Source organism: Pseudoalteromonas ruthenica, assembly GCF_008808095.1.
GTDB lineage: Bacteria > Pseudomonadota > Gammaproteobacteria > Enterobacterales > Alteromonadaceae > Pseudoalteromonas > Pseudoalteromonas ruthenica.
Map to the genome: position 1 here is coordinate 2,029,974 of NZ_CP023396.1, position 26,378 is coordinate 2,056,351.

At 48.1% G+C, this 26,378-nt stretch carries 22 protein-coding genes; 12 read left to right on the forward strand and 10 right to left on the reverse strand.

Annotated features, from left to right (window positions below):
• Positions 1–6 precede the first annotated feature (6 nt).
• The 6 genes from PRUTH_RS09505 to PRUTH_RS09530 all read left to right on the forward strand — a co-directional run bounded on the left by PRUTH_RS09505 (position 7) and on the right by PRUTH_RS09530 (position 5,329).
• The gene (locus PRUTH_RS09505; protein WP_022946320.1) at positions 7–540 is read left to right on the forward strand and encodes a YggT family protein; all 534 of its coding nucleotides are present in this window, start codon (positions 7–9) and stop codon (positions 538–540) included.
• Between the two features lie 104 nt (positions 541–644).
• On the forward strand, positions 645–1,082 hold the full coding sequence (locus tag PRUTH_RS09510; protein ID WP_151173147.1) for a DUF4426 domain-containing protein: 438 nt from the start codon (positions 645–647) through the stop codon (positions 1,080–1,082).
• Between the two features lie 10 nt (positions 1,083–1,092).
• A complete protein-coding gene (locus tag PRUTH_RS09515) occupies positions 1,093–1,677 on the forward strand; it encodes an XTP/dITP diphosphatase (protein WP_138590297.1) in 585 nt (194 codons plus the stop codon).
• 3 nt (positions 1,678–1,680) lie between these two features.
• A complete protein-coding gene (gene hemW, locus PRUTH_RS09520; protein ID WP_151173148.1) occupies positions 1,681–2,826 on the forward strand; it encodes a radical SAM family heme chaperone HemW in 1,146 nt (381 codons plus the stop codon).
• A 44-nt stretch (positions 2,827–2,870) separates the two neighbouring features.
• Positions 2,871–3,389: a DsrE family protein gene (locus PRUTH_RS09525; protein ID WP_151173149.1), complete on the forward strand. Its 519-nt coding sequence runs from the start codon at positions 2,871–2,873 to the stop codon at positions 3,387–3,389.
• A 101-nt stretch (positions 3,390–3,490) separates the two neighbouring features.
• Positions 3,491–5,329 (forward strand): DUF885 domain-containing protein, encoded by a 1,839-nt coding sequence (locus PRUTH_RS09530; protein ID WP_151173150.1) that lies wholly within the window; start codon positions 3,491–3,493, stop codon positions 5,327–5,329.
• Positions 5,330–5,410: 81 nt separating this feature from the next.
• On the opposite strand, the gene PRUTH_RS09535 is transcribed toward PRUTH_RS09530, so the two are convergent.
• Positions 5,411–6,127 (reverse strand): SIMPL domain-containing protein, encoded by a 717-nt coding sequence (locus PRUTH_RS09535; protein ID WP_045979577.1) that lies wholly within the window; start codon positions 6,125–6,127, stop codon positions 5,411–5,413.
• A 68-nt stretch (positions 6,128–6,195) separates the two neighbouring features.
• Here PRUTH_RS09535 and PRUTH_RS09540 point away from each other — a divergent pair, with 68 nt between their 5' ends.
• Both PRUTH_RS09540 and PRUTH_RS09545 read left to right on the forward strand, forming a co-directional pair.
• Entirely contained in the window at positions 6,196–8,871 is a 2,676-nt protein-coding gene (locus tag PRUTH_RS09540; protein ID WP_151173151.1) for a bifunctional acetate--CoA ligase family protein/GNAT family N-acetyltransferase, read from the forward strand.
• A 6-nt stretch (positions 8,872–8,877) separates the two neighbouring features.
• On the forward strand, positions 8,878–9,825 hold the full coding sequence (locus PRUTH_RS09545) for an ion transporter (protein ID WP_045979579.1): 948 nt from the start codon (positions 8,878–8,880) through the stop codon (positions 9,823–9,825).
• Positions 9,826–9,831: 6 nt separating this feature from the next.
• On the opposite strand, the gene PRUTH_RS09550 is transcribed toward PRUTH_RS09545, so the two are convergent.
• From PRUTH_RS09550 to PRUTH_RS09560, 3 genes are read right to left on the reverse strand one after another with little or no spacing between them, the layout of a single operon-like run.
• A complete protein-coding gene (locus PRUTH_RS09550) occupies positions 9,832–14,289 on the reverse strand; it encodes an EAL domain-containing protein (RefSeq protein ID WP_151173152.1) in 4,458 nt (1,485 codons plus the stop codon).
• Complete coding sequence (locus PRUTH_RS09555; RefSeq protein ID WP_151173153.1) at positions 14,282–14,710, reverse strand: GNAT family N-acetyltransferase; 429 nt, start codon at positions 14,708–14,710, stop codon at positions 14,282–14,284. The genes PRUTH_RS09550 and PRUTH_RS09555 overlap by 8 nt, the downstream gene beginning before the upstream one ends.
• A complete protein-coding gene (locus tag PRUTH_RS09560; protein WP_026111308.1) occupies positions 14,707–14,916 on the reverse strand; it encodes a DUF3283 family protein in 210 nt (69 codons plus the stop codon). Before PRUTH_RS09560 ends, PRUTH_RS09555 begins: the two co-directional genes overlap by 4 nt.
• A 218-nt stretch (positions 14,917–15,134) precedes the next feature.
• Between PRUTH_RS09560 and PRUTH_RS09565 the strand changes: the two genes are divergently transcribed.
• A complete protein-coding gene (locus PRUTH_RS09565) occupies positions 15,135–15,842 on the forward strand; it encodes a transporter substrate-binding domain-containing protein (RefSeq protein WP_170268929.1) in 708 nt (235 codons plus the stop codon).
• On the opposite strand, the gene PRUTH_RS09570 is transcribed toward PRUTH_RS09565, so the two are convergent.
• From PRUTH_RS09570 to zntR, 4 genes are all read right to left on the reverse strand, one after another.
• A complete protein-coding gene (locus PRUTH_RS09570; protein WP_151173155.1) occupies positions 15,837–16,085 on the reverse strand; it encodes a DUF1289 domain-containing protein in 249 nt (82 codons plus the stop codon). The genes PRUTH_RS09565 and PRUTH_RS09570 overlap by 6 nt on opposite strands.
• A gap of 154 nt (positions 16,086–16,239) precedes the next feature.
• Positions 16,240–17,352 carry a 1-acyl-sn-glycerol-3-phosphate acyltransferase gene (locus PRUTH_RS09575; protein WP_151173156.1) on the reverse strand — a complete coding sequence of 371 codons (1,113 nt, stop codon included), beginning with the start codon at positions 17,350–17,352 and terminating at the stop codon, positions 16,240–16,242.
• A gap of 103 nt (positions 17,353–17,455) precedes the next feature.
• Positions 17,456–18,622 carry an SO_0444 family Cu/Zn efflux transporter gene (locus PRUTH_RS09580; protein ID WP_171038902.1) on the reverse strand — a complete coding sequence of 389 codons (1,167 nt, stop codon included), beginning with the start codon at positions 18,620–18,622 and terminating at the stop codon, positions 17,456–17,458.
• Positions 18,606–19,019 carry a Zn(2+)-responsive transcriptional regulator gene (zntR, locus tag PRUTH_RS09585; RefSeq protein WP_045979585.1) on the reverse strand — a complete coding sequence of 138 codons (414 nt, stop codon included), beginning with the start codon at positions 19,017–19,019 and terminating at the stop codon, positions 18,606–18,608. The genes PRUTH_RS09580 and zntR overlap by 17 nt, the downstream gene beginning before the upstream one ends.
• 163 nt (positions 19,020–19,182) lie before the next feature.
• Between zntR and PRUTH_RS09590 the strand changes: the two genes are divergently transcribed.
• Together PRUTH_RS09590 and PRUTH_RS09595 are read left to right on the forward strand one after the other, a co-directional pair.
• The gene (locus tag PRUTH_RS09590) at positions 19,183–20,127 is read left to right on the forward strand and encodes a D-2-hydroxyacid dehydrogenase (RefSeq protein WP_151173157.1); all 945 of its coding nucleotides are present in this window, start codon (positions 19,183–19,185) and stop codon (positions 20,125–20,127) included.
• 139 nt (positions 20,128–20,266) lie between these two features.
• Positions 20,267–20,644 (forward strand): DUF3192 domain-containing protein, encoded by a 378-nt coding sequence (locus tag PRUTH_RS09595; RefSeq protein ID WP_022946339.1) that lies wholly within the window; start codon positions 20,267–20,269, stop codon positions 20,642–20,644.
• Between the two features lie 29 nt (positions 20,645–20,673).
• On the opposite strand, the gene PRUTH_RS09600 is transcribed toward PRUTH_RS09595, so the two are convergent.
• The gene (locus PRUTH_RS09600) at positions 20,674–21,576 is read right to left on the reverse strand and encodes a diguanylate cyclase (RefSeq protein ID WP_045979587.1); all 903 of its coding nucleotides are present in this window, start codon (positions 21,574–21,576) and stop codon (positions 20,674–20,676) included.
• Between the two features lie 170 nt (positions 21,577–21,746).
• A complete protein-coding gene (locus PRUTH_RS09605; RefSeq protein ID WP_022946341.1) occupies positions 21,747–23,147 on the reverse strand; it encodes a PhoH family protein in 1,401 nt (466 codons plus the stop codon).
• A 317-nt stretch (positions 23,148–23,464) separates the two neighbouring features.
• Here PRUTH_RS09605 and rapA point away from each other — a divergent pair, with 317 nt between their 5' ends.
• The gene (rapA, locus tag PRUTH_RS09610; protein WP_151173158.1) at positions 23,465–26,356 is read left to right on the forward strand and encodes an RNA polymerase-associated protein RapA; all 2,892 of its coding nucleotides are present in this window, start codon (positions 23,465–23,467) and stop codon (positions 26,354–26,356) included.
• Positions 26,357–26,378 lie beyond the last annotated feature (22 nt).

Sequence of the window (26,378 nt, forward strand, 5' to 3'; positions counted from 1 at the left end):
AAGCTCATGAATGCCATGCAATTTCTTGTTGGGATCGTATTCGATCTATTTTTAATGGTGGTACTGTTGCGCTTTTGGCTGCAGGCTGTGCGAGCGGATTTCTATAATCCGCTGAGTCAATTTGTGGTGAAGGCCACCAGTTTTGCAGTGAACCCATTACGTAAAATCATCCCCGGTTTTGGCGGTTTGGATATCGCTTCACTGGTGCTGGCATTCATTGTTGCCTTTGCCAAGGTCAGTGTGCTTCTGATGATGTTCCACGGCGGCTGGAGTGCCCCTACGGTGCTTATCTCCGGCGCTCTAACGGTAGTTAAAGAAGGTCTTAACTTACTGTTCTGGGTGCTCATTATTCGTGCCATTTTGAGCTGGGTCAGCCAAGGTTACAATCCCATAGAAGCGATTTTCCATCAACTTACTGAACCCATGCTAAGACCGATACGCAAGGTGATCCCACCCCTTGGTGGCTTAGATCTTTCTATCCTTGTCTTGATTATCGCCTTACAGTTCTTACAAATTTTGTTTATGGACTTTATCGGCTAACCTGAACTCGCAGCAAACCCCGGCTTTGCTGTTCTCTGGTACACTTAAGGGTAAAGAGTGCGTTGGTCGAGCTAAGGCCAACGCCTAACCACAGGAGTCATATTATGAAAACCCTGTTCACTGCATTGCTGTTAAGCATACTCAGCATCTCCCCCAGCTATGGCGAGCAAGCCGAAGTTCAAGGGGGTCAATTTAAAAACTTGGGTCACTGGCAAGTACACTATATTGCCTTTCCCTCAACATCCGTTCCCGCAGAAGTTGCGCGTAACTATGACTTAGAACGGGCTGGCGATAGAGCCCTAATCAATATTTCGGTATTACAAAATAACCAAGCCCAAGCCGTCGACATTCAAGGCAGCGCCAAAAACCTCATTGGTCAAACAGAACAGTTAACCTTTAAAGAAATTAAAGAAGGCGAGAGCATCTATTACATAGCCCAAATGCGCTTTGATAACGAAGAAGTTTATCGCTTTGAAATAACCTTAACGCAAGGAAATACAGTTGAAGTGCTGCGTTTCCATCAAAAGTTGTACGAACATTAAGAGAGAATACATGACCACTTGGGTGCTAGCCACAGGTAACAAAGGCAAAGTTGCTGAGCTCAGTGCGCTGTTAAGCGAGCTAAATATTGAAATAAAACCACAAAGTGAGTTCCAGGTAAGCGATGTTGCAGAAACTGGCACTACCTTCGTTGAAAATGCCATTATTAAGGCTCGCCACGCCAGTGCCGAAACGGGTCTGCCTGCAATCGCCGATGACTCCGGGTTGATTGTTGATGCCCTTGACGGTGCTCCCGGCGTGTATAGCGCTCGCTATGCTGGGGCCAATGCCAACGATGACGACAACATAGATAAATTACTCGCGGCCATGCAAGGCAAAAACCAACGCAGTGCCCGCTTTTGCTGTGTGTTAGTGCTGGTACGCCACCAACACGACCCATTGCCATTAATCTGCCAAGCCACTTGGGAAGGAGAAATTACTTCGGCGCGCAGCGGTGCCCAAGGTTTTGGCTATGACCCGGTATTCAAAGTAAATGGTTTGGAAAAAACCAGCGCCGAGTTAAGCAAGGAAGAAAAAAATCGTCTGAGCCATCGTGGACAAGCATTACGCCACTTACTCAGCGCGTTAAAAGGCTAAGCAGTGCAACACCTTCCACCTTTGAGCTTATATATTCACATCCCATGGTGTGTCCAAAAATGCCCTTATTGCGACTTTAATAGCCATGCGCAAAAAGGCCAACAAATCCCTGAGCAAGAATATGTCCAGCATCTGCTTGGCGACCTGCGCAATGACGCGCCGCTCGCCTGCGGACGCCCTATTCACAGTATTTTCATTGGCGGTGGTACGCCAAGCTTGCTCTCCGGTCAGGCCATGCAACAATTGCTTGACGGTGTGAGAGCGCTCATTCCTTTACAGGAAAATGCCGAAGTGACCTTGGAGGCAAACCCAGGCACAGTTGAGGCGGGGCGTTTCAGTGAGTATGTCCAAGCCGGCGTTAATCGCATCTCTATCGGGGTGCAATCAATGCAACAAGATAAGCTGACCGCCTTGGGCCGTATTCATAGCCAAGAAGAAGCCATCAATGCGGCAAAACAAGCCCATGATGTTGGCCTTCGCAGCTTTAACCTCGACTTGATGCACGGCCTCCCCGGCCAGTCTATTGATGATGCATTGGCAGACTTAACACAAATCATCGCGCTGCAACCCCCGCATATTTCTTGGTATCAGCTTACTATTGAGCCTAACACGCAATTTTACTCCAAGCCCCCGACCCTGCCAGAGGACGACACCTTATGGCAAATCCAAGAAAGGGGGCAAGCACTGTTGGCCGAAGCGGGCTACCAGCAGTATGAAATTTCCGGCTACGCAAAGCCGGGACATCAGTGCCAACACAACTTAAATTATTGGCGATTCGGCGATTATTTAGGCATAGGCTGTGGCGCTCATGGCAAAATAACCAAGCCTGATGGGCAGATCGTGCGCACCGAGAAGGTGAAGCACCCGCGCGGCTATATGGATTTAACCAAGCCATATTTGTATCGCGACTGGTCAGTCAGCGAACAAGAGCGGCCATTTGAGTTTATGATGAATCGCTTGCGGTTAATAGAGTCTTGCCCTATCGCTGAATTTGCCCAGCTGACCGGCTTGGCGTTATCGCATATTGAGCCGCAGCTGCAACGAGCGCAGCAACTAGGGTTAATCGCATTAGATAATACCCAACTAACAGTCACAGCTCAGGGTCATCGTTACCTTAATGAGTTACTTGCGCTCTTTGTTGACGATTAAACTTCGGCTTATAGAGTAGCCACAAACACAGAAGGATAAGCACAATGAGGTGGGTGTTTTTGCTAATAACACTGTTGGCTGGTACGGCGCACAGCGCCACTAATGAGCCGGTCATTAAAGACTTTGGGCTCTTTTATCCGGTACCCGACAGTGACCCTATTGGCCAGGACGTGCGCTTTAAAATTGCCTTTGACGTGGCCTCTGGGGCACCGGTTGGTGAGCAAAATAACCACATCAACTCATTAGCCCGATTTATAAACATGCATGTGGCCCATGGCGTGAACCCAAAAAATATAGCATTGGCACTGGTAGTTCATGGCGATGCGACCCAAGATGTACTCAAAAGCAGTGAATACCAAGCGCGATTTGCCGCTGATAATGCCAACGCTTCGTTAATTCGCCAACTGCTCGCAAATAATACCCAAGTGTATGTGTGCGGCCAATCGGCAAAGCACAACAACATCAATGCTAAGCAGTTGTTGCCTGGGGTCCGCATGGCCCTTTCTGCCATGACCGCCCATGCACAATTACAACAACAAGGGTATACACTGAATCCATTTTAGCGATATAGCAGCCAATAGCGCAGTCCTGCATTTAGCCTAACGACTGTGATACTTGGCGCTATGTGCAATATTAAAACAACAAGTGAAATAGGTATCTAACTATGCGTAAGCTCACTCTAATCGCGGCCACTGTCAGTGCCGCACTACTGGCTGGCTGCCAAGGCACCCCAGCAAATAACAGCACTGCTAACAGTGCGCCAGTACAGCAGCAAGTGGTGCAATCGGAAGTAGCAAAGGCCAATGCATTTTTCGAAGAGGTCTTTAACCGTAATGTGATGCGCAGCCCTGTGTACCAAACCTACATGGGCATTAAAAAAGACTATGACAAATGGGACGATGAAAGCGAAGCACGCGCTAAAGAAGATTTAGCGTTAGCGAAAAAAGATCTCGCCACGCTAGCGACCATAGATCGCGCTAAGCTCGATGCGAATACCCAAATCAGCTATGACCTAATGCAGCAAAACTTAGAGCAAAGCATCGCTGATTACCAATGGCGCTACCACAACTACCCAGTTAACCAAATGTTTGGCACCCACTCTATGGTGGCGGCGTTCCTTATCAACCAACACCAAATCAGCAGTGTTGAGGATGCCAAAGCCTATATTGCTCGTTTAAATGGGGTGCCTAAGCTATTTACACAGCTACAAACCAATTTACAAACTCGTGCAGACAAAGGCATCATAGCTCCGAAATTTGTATTCCCACACGTCATTGAAGCCAGCCAAAACATCATTAAAGGTGCCCCCTTCGGTGGTGATAAAGACTCTACTTTATTGGCCGACTTTAAACGCAAAGTCGACAAGCTAGATATCGACAATGGCGATAAGAGCGCCTTAATTGCCGAGGCCACCGAAGCGCTACAAGTCTCAGTCAAGCCGGCATATAACGGCTTAATCAGCTACCTACAACAACTTGAAAAACGCGCCGATAACCGTGACGGTGCTTGGAAGTTCCCTGATGGTAAAGCCTTCTATAACACCATGTTGGAGCGCACCACCACCACCGACTTAAGCGCGGAACAAATCCACGCCATCGGTCTTGCGGAAGTACAGCGTATTCATGATGAAATGCGCGCCATCAAAGAAAAAGTCGGCTTCGAGGGCGATTTAAAAGCGTTCATGGAGTTTATGAAAACCGATGAGCAGTTCTATTACCCCGATACCGAAGCCGGTCGCGAAGCATACCTAAATGAAGCTATTCGTGTCATTGATGACATGAAGGGACGCCTCGATGAGCTGTTCTTAGTTAAACCTGAAGCCGGACTAAAAGTAAAACGTGTCGAGGCATTCCGCGAAAAGTCAGCGGGTAAAGCCTTCTATCAACAGCCGGCTCCCGATGGCTCACGCCCAGGTGTCTACTACGCTAACTTGTATGACATGGAAGCCATGCCCACCTATCAATTGGAGGCCTTGGCTTATCACGAGGGGATCCCAGGCCACCACATGCAAATCGCCATTGCCCAAGAGCTCGAAGGCGTGCCTAACTTCCGTAAATACGGGCGTTTTACCGCTTACACCGAAGGCTGGGGACTTTACTCAGAGCTGCTGCCAAAAGAAATGGGGCTGTATCAAGACCCTTACTCTGACTTTGGCCGTTTAGCGATGGAACTTTGGCGCGCATGCCGCTTGGTTGTAGATACCGGTATCCATGCTAAACGTTGGACGCGTCAACAGGGTATCGACTACTACGTCAATAACACCCCTAATGCAACGTCAGACGCAGTGAAAATGGTTGAGCGTCATATCGTTATGCCATCACAAGCTACCGCTTATAAGATTGGTATGCTGAAAATCGTTGAGCTGCGTGAGCAAGCTAAAAAGGCGCTAGGTGATAAATTCGATATTCGTGAATACCGCAATATCGTGCTTAAAAATGGCCCAGTACCACTGAACCTACTTGAAGAAATGGTTGCCGAATGGGTCGCTAGCAAGCAGGCATAAGGCAAGAGAAACAGCAGCCGTAACAAGCAAAAGGTTTGTTACGGCTTTTTTATGTTCGCACTAAAGCCCGCTGTCTTGGGGCTAATCTACCAAGTAATACTCAATGGTGCTCACCACCCTGACCTTTTTTAAATGCGGCGAGTTGGAGTCGCGGCTGCTAATGCTAAATTGGCCTTGGCGCGCCGACTTAATTTTGCCGAGCGTTGATTGCGAATCATGGGCAAATTTAGTCGCCACTTCACGGGCATTATGAGTTGCCTGTTCAATCATCTGCGGTTTTAAGTCATTCAAGCTCGTGAATAAATACTCAATACGATTGCTGTAGCTATCGCCACTGACAGCAATTCCTTGCTTCGCCAGTTCGCTTATCTGACTGCTCGCATGACGAACTTTTTCGGGGTCTTGACTGTACACCGACATATTCGCGGTAACCAGGTACCTTAACCCCACTTGCTCTGGACCATATTGCTGAGCTTTCTTATCTACCACCGCAACCTGGCCGAGGGATATTTCTTCATCACTGAAACCGTGCAGTTTTAAAAAGGCTACCACAGCAGCTTGCTTTTTCTCCACCGCCGCCATCACATCATCGAGTTTATCCCCCGCCTCGGTAAAGGCAATGGGCCAAATGGCGGTATCTGCAGGCACTTGCTGCTCGGCCAAACCTTTAACCGTGACCGTTCTGTCCATGGCTTTAAATTGCACTATGGCGCTGTGTAGCAAAAAACCAATTGAGGCCAGCCCCAAAGCCAACAAAAATGCCGGTAATATATTGATGTGCGTTATACTTTTGTGCATTGGTGCTTTCCTTTTGCAGCAAGTGTGAGAGTATATTTCAGTGATCAGTGTACCAAAAAGAGTGAGCTATGAGCGTAAAACGCATTAGTCAGTTCTTCAACCCCCAATCGATTGCCGTTATTGGCGCCTCTAATAACCCCTCGCGCCCTGGTTACATCGTGATGCGTAACTTGCTACAAGGGGGCTTCAATGGCCCCATAATGCCAGTCACACCGAAATATGAAGCGGTACATGGGGTACTGGCCTATGCCGATATTGCCAGTCTGCCACAAACACCCAGTCTCGCGGTGATCTGCACCAATAAACAGACCATTGCGGGCTTACTTAGTGAATTAGCCGCTCGCCAATGCCGCAACGTTATTGTTATCGCCGCCGGGCTTAGCAGCGAGCAAAAACACAGCCTCACGCAGCATTGTAAGGCGCTGGGAATGAATTTACTGGGGCCCAATTGCTTGGGGTTGATGATCCCCCATTTAGGCGTTAACGCCAGCTTTTCACACACTGTCACCCGTCCGGGGAGGCTCGCTTTTATCTCCCAATCGGCAGCGGTGTGCTCAACCATTTTAGACTGGGCCGAACACAAAGATATTGGCTTCTCTTACTTTGTCTCTGTCGGGGATTGCCTCGATATCGATTTTGGCGAGCTGCTTGATTTTCTCGGTCGCGACGCGCGCACTAAAGCGGTATTACTTTACATTGATAACCTCAAAGACATTCGTGGCTTTATTTCTGCGGCGCGTGCTGCCGCTTTTAGTAAACCGGTGATTGTTATCAAAACCGGACGTACCGAGGCCGGCGCCCAAGCTGCTTTCGCTCACACCGGCGGCAATACTAGCTCAGATGCGGTATACGATGCCCTTATTCAGCGTGCCGGTATGCTCAGAGTTGCTGATTTACGCGAGCTATTTGCCGCCACGCAAACCCTGGCGCTGCACCCTAAACTGCTTAAAGTCGAACCGCTGTGTATTCTTACCAATGGCGGCGGCCCGGCGGTAATGGCTGTGGACAGCCTGCTGCAGAGCTCCGGTAAACTCTGTGAGCTCAGTGACGAGACCTTGGCGGCGCTCAATGCGGTGATCCCACAATCAGAAGCAGCCGCTAACCCGGTGGATATTTTCGGCGACTCCGACCCGGGACGCTACCAACAAGCCTTGAAAATATTGCTCGAAGCCAAAGAAGTGGAGAACTTATTAATTATTCACACTCCTTCTGCACTGGCGCCAAGTACTGAGTATGCGAAAATCATTGTCGATACCGTGGCCCAAGTCGATAGCCGTCGTCGTCCTTTTGTAATGACCAATTTTATGGGTGAAAATGCCGCCTATGAAGCGCGCAAGATATGCGCTCAAGGGGGCATTCCCACCTACCGCACACCAGAGGGCGCAGTGGGCGCATATATGCACCTAATTAACTATCGCCGTAACCAAAAGCACTTAACGCAAACCCCTGAATCCATCGTTGATGAGTTAGCAATTAACGCCCAAGATACCCAAAGTGCTATTGATGCTCATTTAAGTCGCAGTGAAACCTACCTCAGTACTCATCAAGCGGCCCCCTTGTTGGCCTATTATGGTATTGATACGGTGACTACCCATATCGCCACCACTCCCAGCGAAGCTGCTGAGGTGGCCAGCGAATGTGGCTTTCCGGTGGTGTTAAAGCTGATTAGCCCTGACATTGCTAGCAAATCTGAGGTCGGAGGCGTGCTGCTCAATCTCAATGATGCACATGAGGTAGAGCAAGCCGCGTTTGCTATCTTGCTGCGTATCAAGCAAACCTACCCACAGGCAAATATTCATGGCTTTTCCATCCAACCTATGGTGCCGCGCGCCGGTACTCATGAGCTGCGCATTGCCATTAAAACCGATCCCCAATTTGGGCCAGTGATCCTGCTGGGTGAGGCCGGGAGCGCCCTTGATTTTTCACAAGCGGCGGTCGCCCTGCCGCCGTTAAACATGAATTTGGCCAAGTACCTGATTGCCAGCGCCCAAGATAAAGGCGTACTCAAGGAGCGGACGCTACCAGAAAAAGTGGATAAGTATCGACTCTGCGCACTGCTCACTCGGGTGTCACAGCTGATAATCGATCAACCGGATATTCATCACTTGGAGCTAAACCCGCTGCTTGCCACCCAAGGCCAGTTTTTGGTGCTCGATGCCTGTATTGAAATCAGTCACTATCAACGCCTAGCACATCGTAAGCGCTTGGCCATTCGCCCCTACCCTAAAGAATGGGAGCACCCGGTAACGCTCAAAGACGGCTCTCAAGCCTTACTACGCCCTATCCGCCCCGAAGATGAGCAAGCACACCGTGAGTTTGATGAATCTTTGTCGAAAGAGGATCGTTATCGCCGTTTTTTTGGCGAAATGCCCCATTTTAGCCATGAACAATTAGCGAAAATGACTCAGATAGACTACGACAGAGAAATGGCGTTTATTGTCACCCGTAAACACCATGCTAAAGACTGCACTTTAGGTGTATCACGGGTACTTATGGACCCAGATAATGCCATAGCGGAGTTTGCCATTGTCATTGGCTCGCAGTATCAAGGTTTGGGCCTAGGCCGGCTGCTCCTACAAGCGGCCATTGATTACTGTAAAGAGCAAGGGGTTGCCAGCGTTCAAGGGACCACCTTGTGGGAGAACACCGGAATGATTGAGTTGGCACGCAAGCTCGGATTTACCGTGCGTCGCGACTTTGAAGAAGGCACGATAGAGATGATCTTGCCGCTGAATAATGAATGAGAAACGATGATAAGAATAAGAAACACCTTAGCACAAGTATTTGAATCTCGGGGCCGGGTGCGCCATTACGGCTACGCCTTTGACGCTATTTTAGTGGCACTGATCCTCGCCAATGTCATTGCTATTGTTATTGAGTCGGTGCCCAGTGTTGCTAAACAGCACATTGGCTTTTTCGCTTATTTTGAGCTTATATCGGTGAGCATTTTTACCCTTGAGTATTTAGCTCGGTTGTGGACCAGTGTTGATTTGGAGCGCTTTGAGAACAGCACTTTGAGTGATACGCAACGGCGCCTGCGCTACCTTTGCTCGCCCATGGCGATTATCGATTTGTTGGCTATTCTGCCCTCTCTACTGGTGTTCTTTGTGTCCTTCGACTTGCGCTTTTTGCGGGTTTTACGACTGCTGCGTATCTTCAAACTCACACGCTACTCGCGGGCCATGCAGTTGCTGCTGCAAACCATTCGAGAAGAAAGTGGCTCTTTGTTTGCGGCCTTCTCTATTATGGCGGTGATTTTAATCGTCGCCGCCAGTGGCATTTACTTACTGGAACATGATGTCCAACCCGATAAGTTTGGCTCTATTCCCAAGGCCATGTGGTGGGCATTGATCACCCTAACGACCGTCGGTTATGGCGATGTCGTGCCGATCACCGGGTTAGGCAAGGTGTTCGGCGGTATCATTACCATTTTAAGTATGGGGATGGTGGCCATTCCCACCGGTTTATTGGCATCAAGCTTTTCCGACCAACTGCGCCAACGTCGTGACAGATACAGTGAAACAGCCTACCAACTGATGGAAGACGGAGTGATTTGTGTTGATGATCGTGAACATCTCGACGAATTAAGAGTAGAGCTGGGTCTGAGCAAGCAAGAGTGCGCGCAAATAGAGCAACAAGTACGGGAAAAACATCCTTTAAAGCGCTTTTGCCCACATTGTGGGCATCACCTAAATTAGCTGCGGTTACTTAAGCAAACTAGCAATGCTGTCGCCCAAGGCTGGGCGCTGCATGTGAAACCCTTGTATCGCGGCACAGCCGATGTCACGCATCAGCTGTGCTTGGCGCTCAGTTTCCACGCCAACGGCAATTACGGTCAGCTCCAAGGCGTTAACCACCTTGAGAAAACGAGTGACTTTAGCTTGCACCGACATATCCATACAAATTTCAGCAACTAACTGCGGACCCAACTTCACTGCGCTGAGCGTATCACCACACAGTTCAGGGACACAAAAGTCATCACCACGATTGACCTGCAGAGCTATTTTTACACCCTCTTGCTGAAGCATTTGCAATGCTTGTTTGGCTTGCTCGTCTAACTGCAGCCAATCATTCACATGTATCTCCAACATCAGCTGCGCGAGGGGAAAGTTAAAACTGCGCAGCAGGTGAGTGATATCGCCGGTACACCCCGGTTGGCTAAACTCGCGCCCGGACAGGTTCATGTTGATAGTCAGGTCATGACGCTGGCGCAACCAAAGCTGACTCTCTAGTATCGCTCGCTCTAGGGTTTGTAAAAATAACTTAGACCATAGTTCGGGCTTGCGCACATGAACTAAAAATTCGTCAGGAGCTAGTAATTGCTGCTGCTTTTGCCAGCGTAATAACACCTCAAAGCCGATAACTTGCTGACTCTGCGCTGCAAAAATGGCTTGATACTGATTGACGAACTCACACTGCTCGTAAGCAGATGCCACTGCTTTTTCGGTGTCTATTCGCCGTTGCACATAAGCGTTCATTTCCGGCTTAAAGAACTGACAGTGGCTCCCGGTTAGACGCTTTGCCTGATACATCGCCAAATCAGCACACTTTAATAACTCGTCACTGCGTTGCGCGTCTTGTGGGAAAAGCGCGATCCCAAGGCTAACCTCAACCAGCGGTTCCATTACCCGCTGCTTGAACGGCTGAGTTAATACGTCGCGTACTTTTTTACACACAGTGACGATGTGTTCGACATCGTCCATATTCTCCAACAGCAATGCAAACTCATCGCCACTCACACGCCCTAGACTGTCTTGCGAACGCACCGTACGCTGTAGCCTATAAGCGAGGCTAAGTAACAGCTGATCACCACTTTCGAAGCCACGCGCACTATTGATTTTATTAAGATTGGCAATATTAATCAGCACTAAAGCACACTGGTTTTGTTGCCGCGCTGATTGCTCCAGCGCATGCTCCACTCGGTCCATAAAAAGAGCCCGATTAGGCAAGCCCGTTAAACTATCGTAATGGGCATGCTCACGCTTACTGGCGAGAGCGTTTTTAGGCGCGTTAATGTCGGTAAGGATAATGATATAGCTGGTGAGGTGGTGCTCAGCATCTGCCACCGCACTCATTTTCAATAGTACCGGTACCTGCTCACCATTTTTAATAATGACAACTTCCTCACTCTGATAATGCTCACCCACATTGAGGTCATTCAAGATACGTAAGTAGTTAATACGGGTATTTTTGCTCAACCCAAGAGTGAGGTGTCGACTTGAGCGTGTACTTGGTGAATAGTTAAAATGCTCCCGTAACGCTTGGTTAGTGGCACGGATACGCAATTTATGATCAAGAATAATCACCCAATCACTGGTTTGCTCAAACGCTGCACCAAATAGCCGCGCATTTTCTTCAAATACCAACTCCCGGGTCATATTGGTATAGGTACCAGCAACTTGCATAGGCAAATCGTCTTGCCACGCCATGACTTTGCCAAAGTCCTTATACCAGCGCCATAAACCGTTGCTGTGACGCAGGCGATACACACAGTTGAAGTAACCCTTATCTGTGGACAAGAACTCTAACCACTCAATACGGAATTTTTGCCGCTCATCAGGATGAATAAGTGCCAGATAATCATCTAAGTGGCAGCTATCGTAGTCATAACCCAGTTCCTCGCGCAGACGCGGTTGGTATATTTGGCTACCCTCTTGTCGCCAATCCCATACCCCAGAGTGACTGCCGTCCAAGGCGAGTTTCAGCCGAGCTTCTGACTCTTTACTCTCATTGTGGGCAGCAATAATCATACGCTGAATCTGATTACGGCGGTACAGCCACAAGCCCACCAGGGTCGCCCCCAGCAGTACATATAAAGTCAGGTAAAAAGGTGAGCTCCAAGGCGGATAATCGACCTTGATTTGCAGCTGCGCGGGATCAGTAAATTCGCCTGTGAATGGGTCCTGTGCCCACACCTTGAGAGTATGCAAACCTGGGTTAAGCTTTGAAAATACCACCCGGTTATTATCTTTGGTATGTGCTTTGGGACTGTCGCCAAGCTGATATTGAAAAATAATACGGTCTTGATAGTTATATATCATTGCCGCAAAAGACACCTCTAAGCCGATATCATCATGCTCTAGATGCACTTGCTCTAACGGGCTAAGTTGTTTATCTAACTCCCGATAGGCGAGCTGTGCGGAAGTAATATTGACGCGCTTAAGTAACGCTCGCTGCGGCTGATTCTGTTGTGGGTAAAAAAGTGTTGCGCCTTTCACGGAACCATACACCACTCGACCATCATCAAAACGGCTAAAAGAGCCGCCATTAAACTCATTCGTGGCCAACCCTTCTTCGGTGGTATATTGCTGAAAGTGCTCGGTCAATGGATTAAAACGCCAAATACCTTTGTGGCTACTCATCCAAATCATGCCATGCTCATCCAGCACCAAATCATACATTAAGGTCCCCAGCCCTAGTTTCTGTAAATCGATGCGTTTAATCAGCTCGAATGTGCGCGCATCCAGCGCCACTAGTCCAAAGTTAGAAAACGATAGCCACAAAACATTTTGATGGTCGACGACATAGCTGTTGAGATTCACCGCCAAGTTTTCATGGGACTGAGGTACTTCGTAGAGCAGCTGTAATTTTTGCTGCTCGCTATCAAGGCGTAACAACTGACCACCACTGTAAAATAAGGGTTGGTTCGGCTTATCAGGCAGTGGTTTGTTGAAGCCAAGCGCAAGGAAGGGATCAAACTCATCAAGGTCGCCGTGCAGCGGCGTGAGCACTTTCGTATCTAAGTCGAAATAGAAGAATCCTTGGTCTTGGTTCACTCCATATACGCGGTTATCTGGGGTTTTGTATAGGCCATGTAACCAGCCTTGCAAATACTGTTGCTGATCATTGTTGGTAGCAATAACACGATGTAGCTCAGTACTATCAATATCGAAATAGAATAAGCCTCGTGTAGTATTTAACAGTAACTGATCAGCAAAAGGAATGAGCCTGTAAATACTAAAGGCATTATCAAGCTGATCGCTCAAATAGTTTTTGTACAAAATTTGGCTGCTATTGTGCTGTGTATCGACAATAGTAAGGCCATTGTGAGTCCCCAAATAAAGGGTATTATCGACCACGGTGGATGCCCAAATATTGTGGTGCGACAGGCCCTCGCCACGTAAATTCTGTGCTGTTAGATTATCAAATTGAAAATGCTTTTTCGGTAAAAAGAAGGCGCCATCACTTTTGGTTCCCACCCACAAATCCCCTTGCGGCGTCTCTTGCATAGCAATAATACTGGCGTCTGACAAACTGTACTCGCTGTCGATAAGTTGGCGACGTTTACGCAGAGCTCGGGTGGAAATATTAAATTCAAATAAGCCTTTATCAGTGGCCAACAGTACGGTGTCTTCGCCTAACACCTGCATTTGCCATATATTCAAGTCAGCTATTAACATTTCGCTAGCAGGCGAATGTGCATCAGCGGCGAGCGAACCATCGGCGTTAATATCAAGCTGATACAGACCTTTTACCGTGCCAACCAGCAAATGTTCAGCGTCTATCACCGCGAAAGACTTCACATTATTACGGTGAATCCCACTGATGCCTGCGGGAAGGTGTGCCAAAGAGCGGACCTTCTTAGCCTGCAAATCATAGATATAGGCACCCGAGCTAGTACCGACATAGACCTGCTCGCCGAATTTAAACATCTGCCTTACTAAAGAGCGTTCATCTTTACTCTCCAGCGTGAACAATGAGGTAACTTCGCCGGTCTCTATATTCAGGCTCGCCACATCCTCACCACGACCAAGCCAAAGCTCATTGGGGCCAATAGCCAGCATAGTAAATACCGCTTTAGCGAATGTAACGTCATCGCTCTGTGGTGGCCCCAGCACTTGCTCGGTGCGCCCGGTATCAGGGTCAAAACGATGTAAGCCAGCGAGTAATGAGGCTATCCAAATATGACCTTGTTGGTCTTGATAGAGAGCGTCGATCATCGCCTCATCAAGCTCGCCGTTGTCTCCGGCCACAGCAATGACCTGATAACCATCGTAGCGATTCAGACCGCTTTCGGTGCCCAACCACAAATAGCCGTATTTATCGATCAACATATTACTGACATAGCTTTGCGACAGTCCTTCATTCGGCGACAGTCGTTGTACTTTGGCACTCACTGCACACGCAAAGAAGCAGCAACACACTAGCAAAGCTCTAAGCATGGTTTCCTCGATTCAGGCAATATGCCAAGATATCGCGTCCTTGGCGCTGATAGGCATTAAATCGCTGTTGTAATTCGTCGGGCAAATCGGGCTCGGGCTGAAACCCTAAGCTGAGGTAAAAAGCGGCTAAATGGGCGTAAATAAAACTAAAAACGGGCTGCTTTTGGTGTTGGCACACAGTACTGATTAACTCCCGAGCAACCCCGTTTTGCCGCCACGGTGGGGCAATAAACACGCCAACGAGTAGCAAGTTCCCCGACAAGTGCAGCAACCGTGCTGCACCAATGATGCCACTATCGGCTCTGGCTACCCAAACCTGGTCTGCCTTAGAGGCACGACCTCGAGCCCCATAAGCCTGATAAAACTTGTTAACTAATGGGGTGGCGATGTCAGCAAGGCGCTGCACATCAACGTCGCTCATCGCGATGCACTCATCAATGCCAAATAATGTTCAAACTGTTGCTTGAGATAATTTTGCTCAGAGACAGGACGAATATTAATCGCCTCATAAACTTTGTCGCGGGCATTTTTACCGCGCACTATTTGGTAAGCCCAAAATGAGGCCTCGTAGTCTAGCTGAATACGGTACTTTTCTTCGCGAGGCAGTAGGCACAAATTGAAACTCATCGCAGTTACACTCAGGTTGGTGTTCATATCCTGACTATACTATACCAAATCCGACCTAGGGCAAAAGTAGATAGTTTGTTGCTTAGTTGCGACAAGTGCTAGAAAAACCTAACTAACTTCCCTAGAATGGTGGCGAAATTTAACGCGTATTTTACATGGGTAACGGAGTAAGCCCAATTGCGAAACAAGGAAGTGCCACGCATAAACTATGGTATAGCATGCTTAACTCAACCTTGTTACAACGCACCATCCTCTATATTACTTCGCTATGGCTGCTGAGTGCGTCTGTTGGCGCCTATGCATCGTCTAACATGACCTTTAACAAGCCTGTTGATACACCACAAGCTCGCTATGTTATTGAACTTATGGATTTAGCCTATGATCAGCTTGGATATCAGCTTGAGTTGATAGAGTTTGACCAGCCACAAGCATTACGCGCTGCCGACGAAGGAACTTTAGACGGGCAATTAGGGCGCATTGCTGCAATTGAATCTCGTTACGCTAATTTGGTTCGCGTTGATTTTCCATTGTTTAAGTTTGAGTTGATCATGCTTACGCGCTGCGCCGAGTGCCAACTGAACGATCTTAATAGCGTGGTGCTGCGTAGCGGTTACCCGGTAGCCGAACAATACCTCGACAGCCAAAATTACCAAGGCCGGCGGCTCAGCCTAAAAAGCGTGTCGGCGCAATTAAACCTCTTAGCTCAACGACAAGTTGATGGCATTGCCATCTTAGACTTTCACCTCAAACAGGCTTTCGACAGCCATAGCAACCCCAGCTATCATCGCCAGCATCTTAATGATTACTACAGCTACCACTATGTGCATAAACGCCATGAGGCGTTGATCCCTGACTTACTTGAGGTGTTAAACACCCTTAAACAGAATGGCGTTGTTGACTACCTAAAACAAAAGCACGGCTTATAAATCAAGCTCTCCCTGCCCCGTATCAGGTGTGTTGATGTCACCCTGTTGTTGCTTGCGCTGCATTGCTCGCTTATAGCGCTGATGACAAAGTAGGTTAACGTGACGTTTTTGCTCATCACTGAGTTGGTTCCACATAAAACGCTCATCACGAGAACGAAAGCAGCCTAGGCAATAACCTCGGTTATTGACCTGACATACCCCTTTGCAGGGGCTATCAATAGAAAAGATTTCCAGCTGCTGCATGTACGCTCTACCCAGTGTGATTAGGCCAAGGTTCAATGCTGCTTGCAGCGCATAACGCCGAGCGCATCGACTACCCTAACCTTTGTTACCCTTGGTGTGTATTAAAAACCAACCCTAGGTATAACGTTAATGCCAAAGACTCTGAATTACCAGCCTAGGTATCCATTTCTTCCTTGCGCAGTACTGGGCGCGCATACAAGGCCGTAACGAGATCGCGTAGCTCTTCGGGAATTGCACGCATACGCTCATCAAACTCTTTCACATCCACGGACTCGGAATCAACAACCGCATCACCGTGCTTAGCGGCAATGTAATTGCCTGGGTGCAAATAAAAAGATTCAACAATCTGCTTATCGATGGTTTTTGCAAGATCCTCTGGGGTATCACAGCCGGTTTGCACCGGTTGACCAAAAGCGAGGTGGACATGGCCTTTATTGGTCGTAAAGCCCTCTACTATACTGCTGATATCCTCACCGGCAGATTTTATATACTCGCCGTGGTGCTTTTTATGATAAAGCTCCTTCGCTTTGGATATTGCACACGGTTCATACTGATAAGAAATGGACACCGGCACAATTTTTAGCTCACGTACATACTCAGCAAACTCTTTCTTTTGCTTGCGCCCATTCAATTGCAACATTTTTAATAACGCCGGATCGGTTTGATCAAAACCGTCTTTGGTACGCCCTTCGCGCTGGGCTATCCAAATACTGTGGCCATCCTGCAACGAGTCATAAATATAGGCTGAGAGCTGTGATAACGCTTTAAGCATTTCTTTGGGTGCTTTTGCCGAGCGTTTTACAATAAAACTTTTGTTTAAGCGCATCAGCTCAGTGATGTATGGGATCTGTAGCAGATTATCACCAATGGCAATGCGCACGGTATTCATATCATGTTGGTGCAAGCCAAAATTCACCAACGCGGGATCAAGTACGATATCACGGTGATTGGAGATAAACAGATATGCTTGGTTTTTATCGAGCTTGCCTAGCCCTGAATAGGTGACCTCTGAGGTGGTGTTGTGGATGATGCGCTCAAGATAATGCACAACTTCAAGCTGGACTTGGCGCACTGAGTTTACTTGGCCCCATTTACGTTTCAGGCTCGCACGCACCAGCGGGCGAGATAGAAAGCGCATACCGGCAAGCCAACCGGGCAAATTATGCTTCGCTATCAAATCAACAAAGTCATTATCTGCTACCAACCGGGCAACAGCATCTGCTACTTCGTCGTCATTATAGGGTCTTATGTCTGCATACTTATCCACGATTACACCTTATTACCACAGGCAAAAAAACGGCGCTTATTGTATCGCGCCATTTACGTATTCGCTAAGTTTATCAACTCTTACCAGTAAGGGATACAACCCTTTATGCATTATCATGGTGCTGCGCAGGTGCTTGCCATGCGCGCAATTTCAGCCATACCAAGCGTAATAACAACAGCAGTAAAATCACGGCTAAGCTTTGCGATAACCACGGTGCCATAAGCTCGTGCTGATGCCCAACTAAAGGGCTCACTGCAAAGCCGAACCGTACCACCAGCCAATCCGTTAAATACCCAAATGCTAAGGCTACACCAATGACAGCACTGAGATAGGCAACAATCGCGCGCTTGCCTAACTCCTTACCAACAACACCGAGTGTGGCAATGTTAGTCGCAGGTCCTGCTAGCATAAATACCAATACCGCGCCTGGCGATACTCCAGCAATGAGCAGTCCAGCGGCAACTGGCGTAGATGCCGTGGCACAAATGTACATTGGAATACTGATAAGCACCATCACCGTCATCGCCAATAATCCGCTGCCCCACTGGCTTAAGTAAGAAGCGGGCACATAAGTTTGCACTAACGCCGCGAAAAACAGACCAATCATTAACCACATGGCGGTATCATTTAACAGTTTCGTGGTACTAAAGTGCACCGCTTGCTTAAACTTAGCCATGAAACTGGACTCTTTTGTAGCTTTAGAGCGGCTACTGCAGCATGAGGCCGGCGCTGTATTATCAGCCTGTTGTGCCTGCGTGGGAGCTTGGGATGCTGGCGCTTGTTGCTTATTGGTGCAACATGAAGTGCTCGGCTGTGGCGTTCTTTCGGCGCAGCAACTCGGCGAAGATGTCTGTGTTGGGGTTGCCTCGGGCTTAGACTCTTTACCTACTAGCACACCTGCGGTAATGGCACTGGTAATTGCGGCAATAGGACGAATAATAGCCATAAAAGGGCCCAGTAAGACATAGGATACGGACACTGAGTCGACACCAGTTTCAGGCGTGGAGACTAAAAAGGACGTAGTCGCACTTTTCGAAGCGCCTGCCCGTCTGAGCCCAACGGCTGCAGGGATCACGCCACAAGAACATAATGGCATGGGAGCGCCAATAAAAGCCGCTTTCACAGTTGTCCAAAAGCCTTCTTTACCAAGGTGGCGTTGCAAAAAGTTAGCTGGAAGGTATACATTGATGAGCCCAGCTAAAAACAGCCCCAGCATCAGCCAAGGTGCAGATAGCACAAACAGTTGCCAAAAATTAGTTAGTAAGTCCATCAACGTCCTCCAATGCGGTCAAAATTGAACAATGCTCTGCCGGTAACTCTGTGCCACAACACTGCTCCGCCAATTGTGAAAGAGAGGCATAAAAGCGTTGCAACTCAGCGATACGCTCTGCCACAAGTGCCTTTTTTCGCAGCGTGAGTTGCTTCACTTCATGACAGCTATGCTGCTGTTTCTCAAAGTTAATCTTCAATAACTCAGAGATTTCTTGCAAACTAAAGCCGACGTCTTTAGCACGACGAATAAAGTTTAATTGCGCTAAATGGGCGTGCGTATAATCCCGGTATCCTGCTGCAGTGCGATTAGGCGGCTGTAATAGCCCTTGCTGTTCGTAGTAACGAAGCGTATCGGGACTCATGTCCACCTTTTTTGCTAACTCTGAAATTCGCATTAGTTTTTCTCGCAGTTATTTAACTGTCACTGATTGTAGACCTTAGTGTTAACTCCAAGGTCAATATTTTTTTGCGTCCGCTAAGTCACCATGAAAGACTAGTGCTAAACCACCGTATTTTAACGCCTACTTTGTCTCACTGGCGAAACGAGAGAAGAGAGTTATGAACATAGTACTACTTGATGCAAAAACTTTAGGTGACAATAGCTTAGCCCCACTGGAGCAACTCGGAGACTTCCATTCTTATGAGCTAACTGAGCCGCAGTCCGTTGTTACTCGTTGCCAAGATGCCGAGGTTATTATTAGCAACAAAGTAGTGATAAATGCTGAGCACATGCAATCGCTACCCAAGCTTAAATTGATTTGCGTTGCTGCCACCGGCACCAACAATATCGACTTACAAGCCGCTGCCAAGCAAGGCATCACAGTATGTAATGTTGCTGGCTACTCTACCGCCTCAGTGGTGCAACACACCTTCGCCCTACTCAACGCCTTATTAGGTAACATTCATCGCTACATTAATGACTGCCATCACGGTGCGTGGCAACAAAGTGATATGTTTTGTCGCTTGGATTATGCCATTGAGGAGCTTGCCGATAAAACCCTTGCTATCATCGGCTATGGCGAGTTAGGTCAGGCGGTGGCGCGCGTTGCAGAAGCCTTCGCTATGAAGGTCATTGTTGCGGAGCGTAAAGGACAGCCAGTACGAGAAGGACGGGTTAGCTTTGAACAAGCACTGCAAAACGCTGATGTGGTCTCTATTCATAGCCCTTTAACGCCACAGACTCAGCAACTATTTAACGCCGACGCATTCACTTTAATGAAACCAAGTGCAGTGCTCATCAATACAGCTCGTGGCCCTATTATTGATGAACAAGCGCTCGTTGCAGCCCTAGAGCAAGGTGATATAGCCGGTGCGGCGTTAGATGTGCTTACACGTGAACCTGCCACCGCAGATAATCCATTAATTGCATATCAAGGCCATAACTTATTGTTAACACCACACATTGCTTGGGCCTCTCGCCAAGCCCGCGACCGCCTCATTGAACAATTGGCGAAGAATATTATTGGGTTTGCCAATGGTGAAATCCGCAATCAGGTTAGTTAGATTCACTAAACTATGGGTTTCTAGGCCTAAGAGACACCTTGGTAATTTAATAACCTAATGATAATAAAGACAAATAAATATTGGCATTAAATTTGTTATCTTACCTAGGTGTTAACAATACTTAATAACGGATATAACAATGAAAAAAACACTTATTGCCGCTTTAGTCGCCCTTCCTTTACTGGGAGGCTGTGTTGTTTCAGTGAATGATGGCGATGCTGATGCTCGTTGGGCTGGCAGTGATTGGCAGCAGCAACAAAAAGACAACCGCACATATATTGCTGACTTGCAGCTAGGTACGGGGTTTGCGCAAGTGAAAAATTCTTTGGGAACGCCAGATTTCAGTGAATCGTTCCGTCATCAACAAGACAACTACCAAGTGTTATTTTACGCCACGCAAAGTAAAAAGTCTGATGGCAAAATCTCAAAGGACGAATGCACTCCTTTGGTTTTTGCTGATGGCGCCTTAGTCAGTGTAGGTGACAGCGCCTACCAAGCGCTTATCAATAAGCTATAAACGTTCAGCCACCCACAGGGTGGCTTTTTTTATGCGAAAAATACAATGGTGTTACGCCCTTGTTGCTTCGCTTTATAAAGACCCTTGTCAGCGCGCTCAATAAGCTGTGATTCCGATTGCGCATCACCAAAACCAGGATAGGTGGACACCCCCATACTGATAGTGACATGGTCAGCAACAGGCGAGTCTATATGCGCCACGTTAAGCTCTTCTATAACGCGTTTTAGCTTTTGTGCCAACGCCATGGCTGTCCCCTCTTCACTCCCTGGCAGCACAGCAGCAAATTCTTCACCGCCATATCGAGCGACGAAGTCACTACCACGTTGACAATTGGCCACCAAGGTTGAAGCCACTTTCTTCAAACACTCATCACCGCGTTGGTGGCCATAGTGATCGTTGTAGCGTTTAAAAAAGTCAATATCAATGAGCACCACAGACAACGGCAGCCCAGCACGGACACTGCGCCGCCACTCCCGCGAGAGCTGTTCATCAAAATAACGGCGGTTGGGGATTTCGGTTAAGCCATCGATACTGGCCAGCATCTCTAATAGGTCGTTCTTTTGCTTGATAGTCAGCTGGTTTTTAACGCGCGCGCGCACTATGGCACTACCAAAGGGTTTGGTTATGTAGTCCATGGCTCCTAGCTCAAGGCCTTTAGCTTCATCAACGAGAGAATCATTGGCGGAAATGATAATGACAGGAATAGGCTGTGTGCGCTCATCATGCTTAAGCTTACGCAGCGCTTCGTAACCATCCATACCGGGCATGACGATGTCCAGCAAGATCAGATCAACACTGTTAGTCGCTAACCACTCGAACATGGCCTCAGCACTTTCGACACCAAACACTTTGTGCTTGGGGCTCAGCGTTTTCTCCAAAACCACCCGATTTAACTCGTCATCATCGACAACAAGAATACGTGCTGACCTCATTTATTTGCCCTAGTTTGTCTTAACTGCTTGCAGAACCAATACAAAAGAATGAATTAGGCTGCAATTTACCCGCTATTTAACGTATTTACCCAGTTTAGACATAAATACCTAACAATTCACTGAATATATGGCAGAAATTAGCCACATACACAGTGAATTAGCTTGTATGCTTAGAGGTTTTCTTCAGCAAATGAAGCAAGGCGACTGCGCACCACACCGTTTAGATTTACGGTGGCACTGCCCTCAAAATGCTTAAAGCGCTCAACGATATAGGTCAAACCCGATGTCACTGGGGTCAGATAGTTACTGTCTATTTGCGCCAGATTCCCCGAACAAATCAATTTAGTGCCCGCCCCGCAGCGCGTGATGATCGTTTTCAACTGTGAGGCTGTTAAATTCTGGCTCTCATCAAGCAATACCACGGCATTTTGGATACTACGCCCACGCATGAAGTTCACCGATTTAAACTGAATATTGGCTTTTTCCATAATATAGTTGCGACTGGAAATCGGGTTCTCATCGCCTTTGTGCAACACCTCCAAAGAATCGGTGATCGCTGCCAGCCAAGGCGCCATTTTTTCTTCCTCTGTGCCTGGCAAAAAACCTATAGACTCCGCTATTTCAGGGGTGTTGCGGGTCACAATTAGTTTGTCGTATATACCTTTTTCGATGATCATTTCAAGGGCGGCCGCTAAGGCTAAAATCGTTTTGCCGCACCCTGCCGGGCCTGTGAGTAACACCAGTTCGATATCTGGGTCGAGCAAGGCATCCATGGCCATGCCTTGGTAAATATTTTTTGGTTTAACGCCCCAGGCACTGCGCGCCAATAGCCGTTCAACTCCTAGGTCTTTTAGGGTTATATGTGCTTCATCATAGCCAACTACACGAGCCGCGAAATGGCCACTGTCATCAAGCAAATATTCATTGGCAAAGACATCAGGTACCAACTCTCTGGCAACGTGATGAAGCGCATCGCGCCCTTGCTGCTCGGTTTCACACTCCCCAACATGCTGCCAGAAATCACCCTCTATTTTTTTATACCCTGAGGTCAGTAGTGTAATGTCATCAATCAGTTGGTCTGTACGGTAATCTTCAACATAATGCAGACCCGCACCTTTGGCTTTAAGACGCATGTTGATATCTTTGGTCACTAGCACCACTTTGGCATCGCTGTACTGCTTTTGCAGATACACTGCGCAGTTAATGATGCGGTGATCGTTTTCATCCCCAGGCAGCCCAGAGATGCTATCTGCAAACAAATGATCATTAACAATAATGAGCTTACCCCGAGGCGCTTCTGGTGCACGTTTATTACTGGGCAATAGCACCCCCTGCAACATTTGCTCTGGGGTGGCATCGCGCAATACTTCATCGAGTGCACGAATAGCCACTCGTGCATCGCGACTCACATCACGTTTGCGGTCTTTTATGTGGTCGAGCTCTTCGAGGACAGTCATTGGAACAATTACATCGTGTTCTTGGAAAGAGAGGAAAGCAAGGGGTTCGTGGAGTAATACGTTGGTGTCGAGCACATACATTTTACTACTGGTAGCGTGGCGGTCTTGGTCCATAGCGCGTTCCTATTTGTCTTTTATTGTATGTATGCCGCCGCAGCTCAATAAACAGCCTGAATCAGTAACGGCATACTTCAAGTTTAGTCTATGGATTACAAAAGACGCTTTTATGACAGTAAAAAAGACGATGAAAATCACACTTTTTTGTTTGCAAAAATGCCCTTCTTTTGCTGCTGTATATAAAACACACAAGCGTAGAAACTTTTCTGCGTTTTGTGGTGATAATCAATCAAGAGCACGCTAATATAGCCGCCTTTTTTTGCTTGGGCCAACGCGCTCAAGCCTAGGTAAATCAAAGTCGAGTCGAGCAAGTAATGAATTTTTCCTTAGGTCAACGTTGGATCAGTGATACCGAGTCCGATTTAGGATTAGGTACCGTAGTTGCATTGGAAGGACGCCAAGTAAGCATTCTTTTTCCTGCAAGCGGGGAAAACCGGGTCTATGCACAAAGTGAAGCCCCCGTTACCCGTGTAAAGTTCAATCCTGGCGATACTATTCGCAGTGCTGATGAATGGGAACTTGAGGTCAGCGAAGTAACACAAAGCGATGGCTTATATACCTACGTAGGCAAACGTCTTGATAATGACGAACCGGTGGAACTCAAAGAAACTTTTCTCGATCATTTTATTAAGTTTAATAAGCCTCAAGACAGGCTTTTTGCTGGTCAAGTAGACCGTTTCGACCGTTACACGCTGCGCTACAACACGTGGCAACATCGCTACCAGCGCGCGCAGTCACCACTAAAAGGGTTAATTGGGCAACGCGCTAGCCTTATTGAGCACCAATTGCATATTGCCCGTGAGGTGGGACAACGTTTTGCTCCGCGCGTGTTACTCAGCGATGAAGTGGGTCTAGGTAAAACCATTGAAGCCGGTATGATTTTGCACCAACAGTTGCTTACCGGGCGCGCTGCGCGCGTGCTCATAGTCGTGCCGGAGAATTTACAACATCAATGGCTAGTAGAAATGCTGCGCCGCTTTAACTTACAGTTTGCCATTTTTGATGAGGAGCGCTGCGCCGAAGCCTATGCCGACAGCCCCAATGTGTTTGAGACCGAACAGTTGGTGCTCACTAGCTTAGAATTCCTAACCAAGAAAAAACGCTGGTTTGAACAAGCAACCTTGGCGGATTGGGACCTTATGGTGGTTGATGAAGCGCATCACCTAAGCTGGTCGGTGGATAACCCCAGCACCGAGTATCAGCGCATTGAAGAGCTCAGTCGCGATATTGCCGGTCTTATTTTGCTTACCGCCACCCCAGATCAGCTTGGCCACCAAAGTCACTTTGCCCGTTTGAAACTGCTCGACCCTGACAGGTTCTATGACTACGACGCCTTTGTTGCCCAAGAGTCACATTATCAAGACATTGCTGACGCAGCCAATAGCGTACTCCAAGAACAAGCTCTGAGCACTGAACAACAGCAAGTACTTACCAACCTGCTAGGTAGCGAAGCGCAAGCACTACTTGCCGGTATTGCTAAGGGCGATGAGCAAGCGAAAGCCAGCATGCTAGAGCAGCTTCTGGACCGTCATGGCACAGGGCGCATTTTATTCCGTAACAGCCGCAGTGGCATAAGCGGCTACCCCGAGCGTATTTTGCACACCTACCCAATGGCAATGCCGTCGCAATACCAAACGGCGATGAACGTAATGGGCAGTTTAGGCAGCTCAGGGCCGGCTGAGCTCAACGCCATGCGCGCGCTGTTCCCAGAGAAAATGTTCCAAGAATTCGAGGGTCAAGACAGCAGCTGGACACAATTCGACCCTCGGGTACAGTGGCTTATCGACACCCTCAACGCCAATAAGCCGCAAAAGATGTTGGTGATTTGTGCTAAAGCCGAAACCGCGTTAAGCCTTGAGCAAGCACTGCGTGAACGCGAGGGGATCAAGGCCGCACTGTTCCATGAAGGTATGAGCATTATTGAACGTGACCGCGCCGCCGCATTCTTTGCCGACATTGAAGACAGTGCTCAGGTCCTTATTTGTTCTGAGATTGGCTCTGAAGGGCGCAACTTCCAGTTCGCTCACCACCTCGTGCTGTTCGACTTGCCGCTCAACCCAGACCTTCTAGAGCAGCGCATTGGCCGCTTAGATCGTATCGGTCAAAGCGAAGACATTAAAATTCACGTGCCTTATTTTCAACACACTGCACAAGACATCCTGCTGCAGTGGTATCACCATGGATTGAATGCCTTTGAACACACTGCCAGCACTGGGCATATTCTCAATCAAGAGTTTGGCGATGAGCTCATCGAGTTACTGGCTGATGGCAGCTACCAAGATGAACCGCTGCAAGCACTGGTACAGCGCGTTCATGCGCGTTATCTAGCGCTCAAAGCGCAAATGGAGTCAGGACGTGACCGGTTATTAGAGCTGCACTCCAGCGGCCAAGGCCAGTCTGAGCACCTAGTGCAGGATATCAATGCCTTAGACCACAGCTTTGAGTTGCCCAGCTACATGATCAATGTGTTTGATATTTGGGGTGTAAACCAAGAAGACAAAGGCGAAAATAGCATTATCCTCAAACCCACGGAGCACATGCTTGGTGCCACCTTCCCCTGCTTAAAAGAAGAAGGCATCAGTGTCACTTTTGATAGAGACACGGCGCTTGCGCAAGAAGACTTGCACTTTATCAGTTGGGATCACCCCATGGTCGAAGGGGCGATGGAGATGATCTGTGATGACGATTTTGGCACCGCTTCGGTGGCGCTGTTTAAAAACAAAAAACTGCCGGCCGGCACCTTCTTTGTTGAATTGGTCTACATCGCCGAAGCCATGGCTCCGAAATCATTACAATTAGGCCGCTATTTACCGCCGACTCCCATACGACTGCTACTGGATAAGGGCGGTAACGACCTCAGCGCCAATGTTGCCTTTGATACCTTTAATCAGCAATTAAATGCCGTTGGCAGACAAACGGCTTCGAAACTCGTAAATGCATTACAAAGTGCCATTCACCCGCTAATTGAGCAAGGTAATGAGCAGGCGCAGGTGCACATGGAGCAACTACGTGAGCAGGCCAAACAGAGCATGCATCAGGCTCTGGATACAGAGCTGACTCGCTTGCAAAAACTGAAAGAAATCAATCCGAATATTCGTGACGAGGAGCTCAGTTATTATCGTGATAACAAGCAGCAAATGGATGATTACATCGACAAAGCCAAGGTTAAACTCGATGCCATTCGCTTAATCGTTGTCAGCCACTAAGCATTTCTTTAAAATGGCCGGC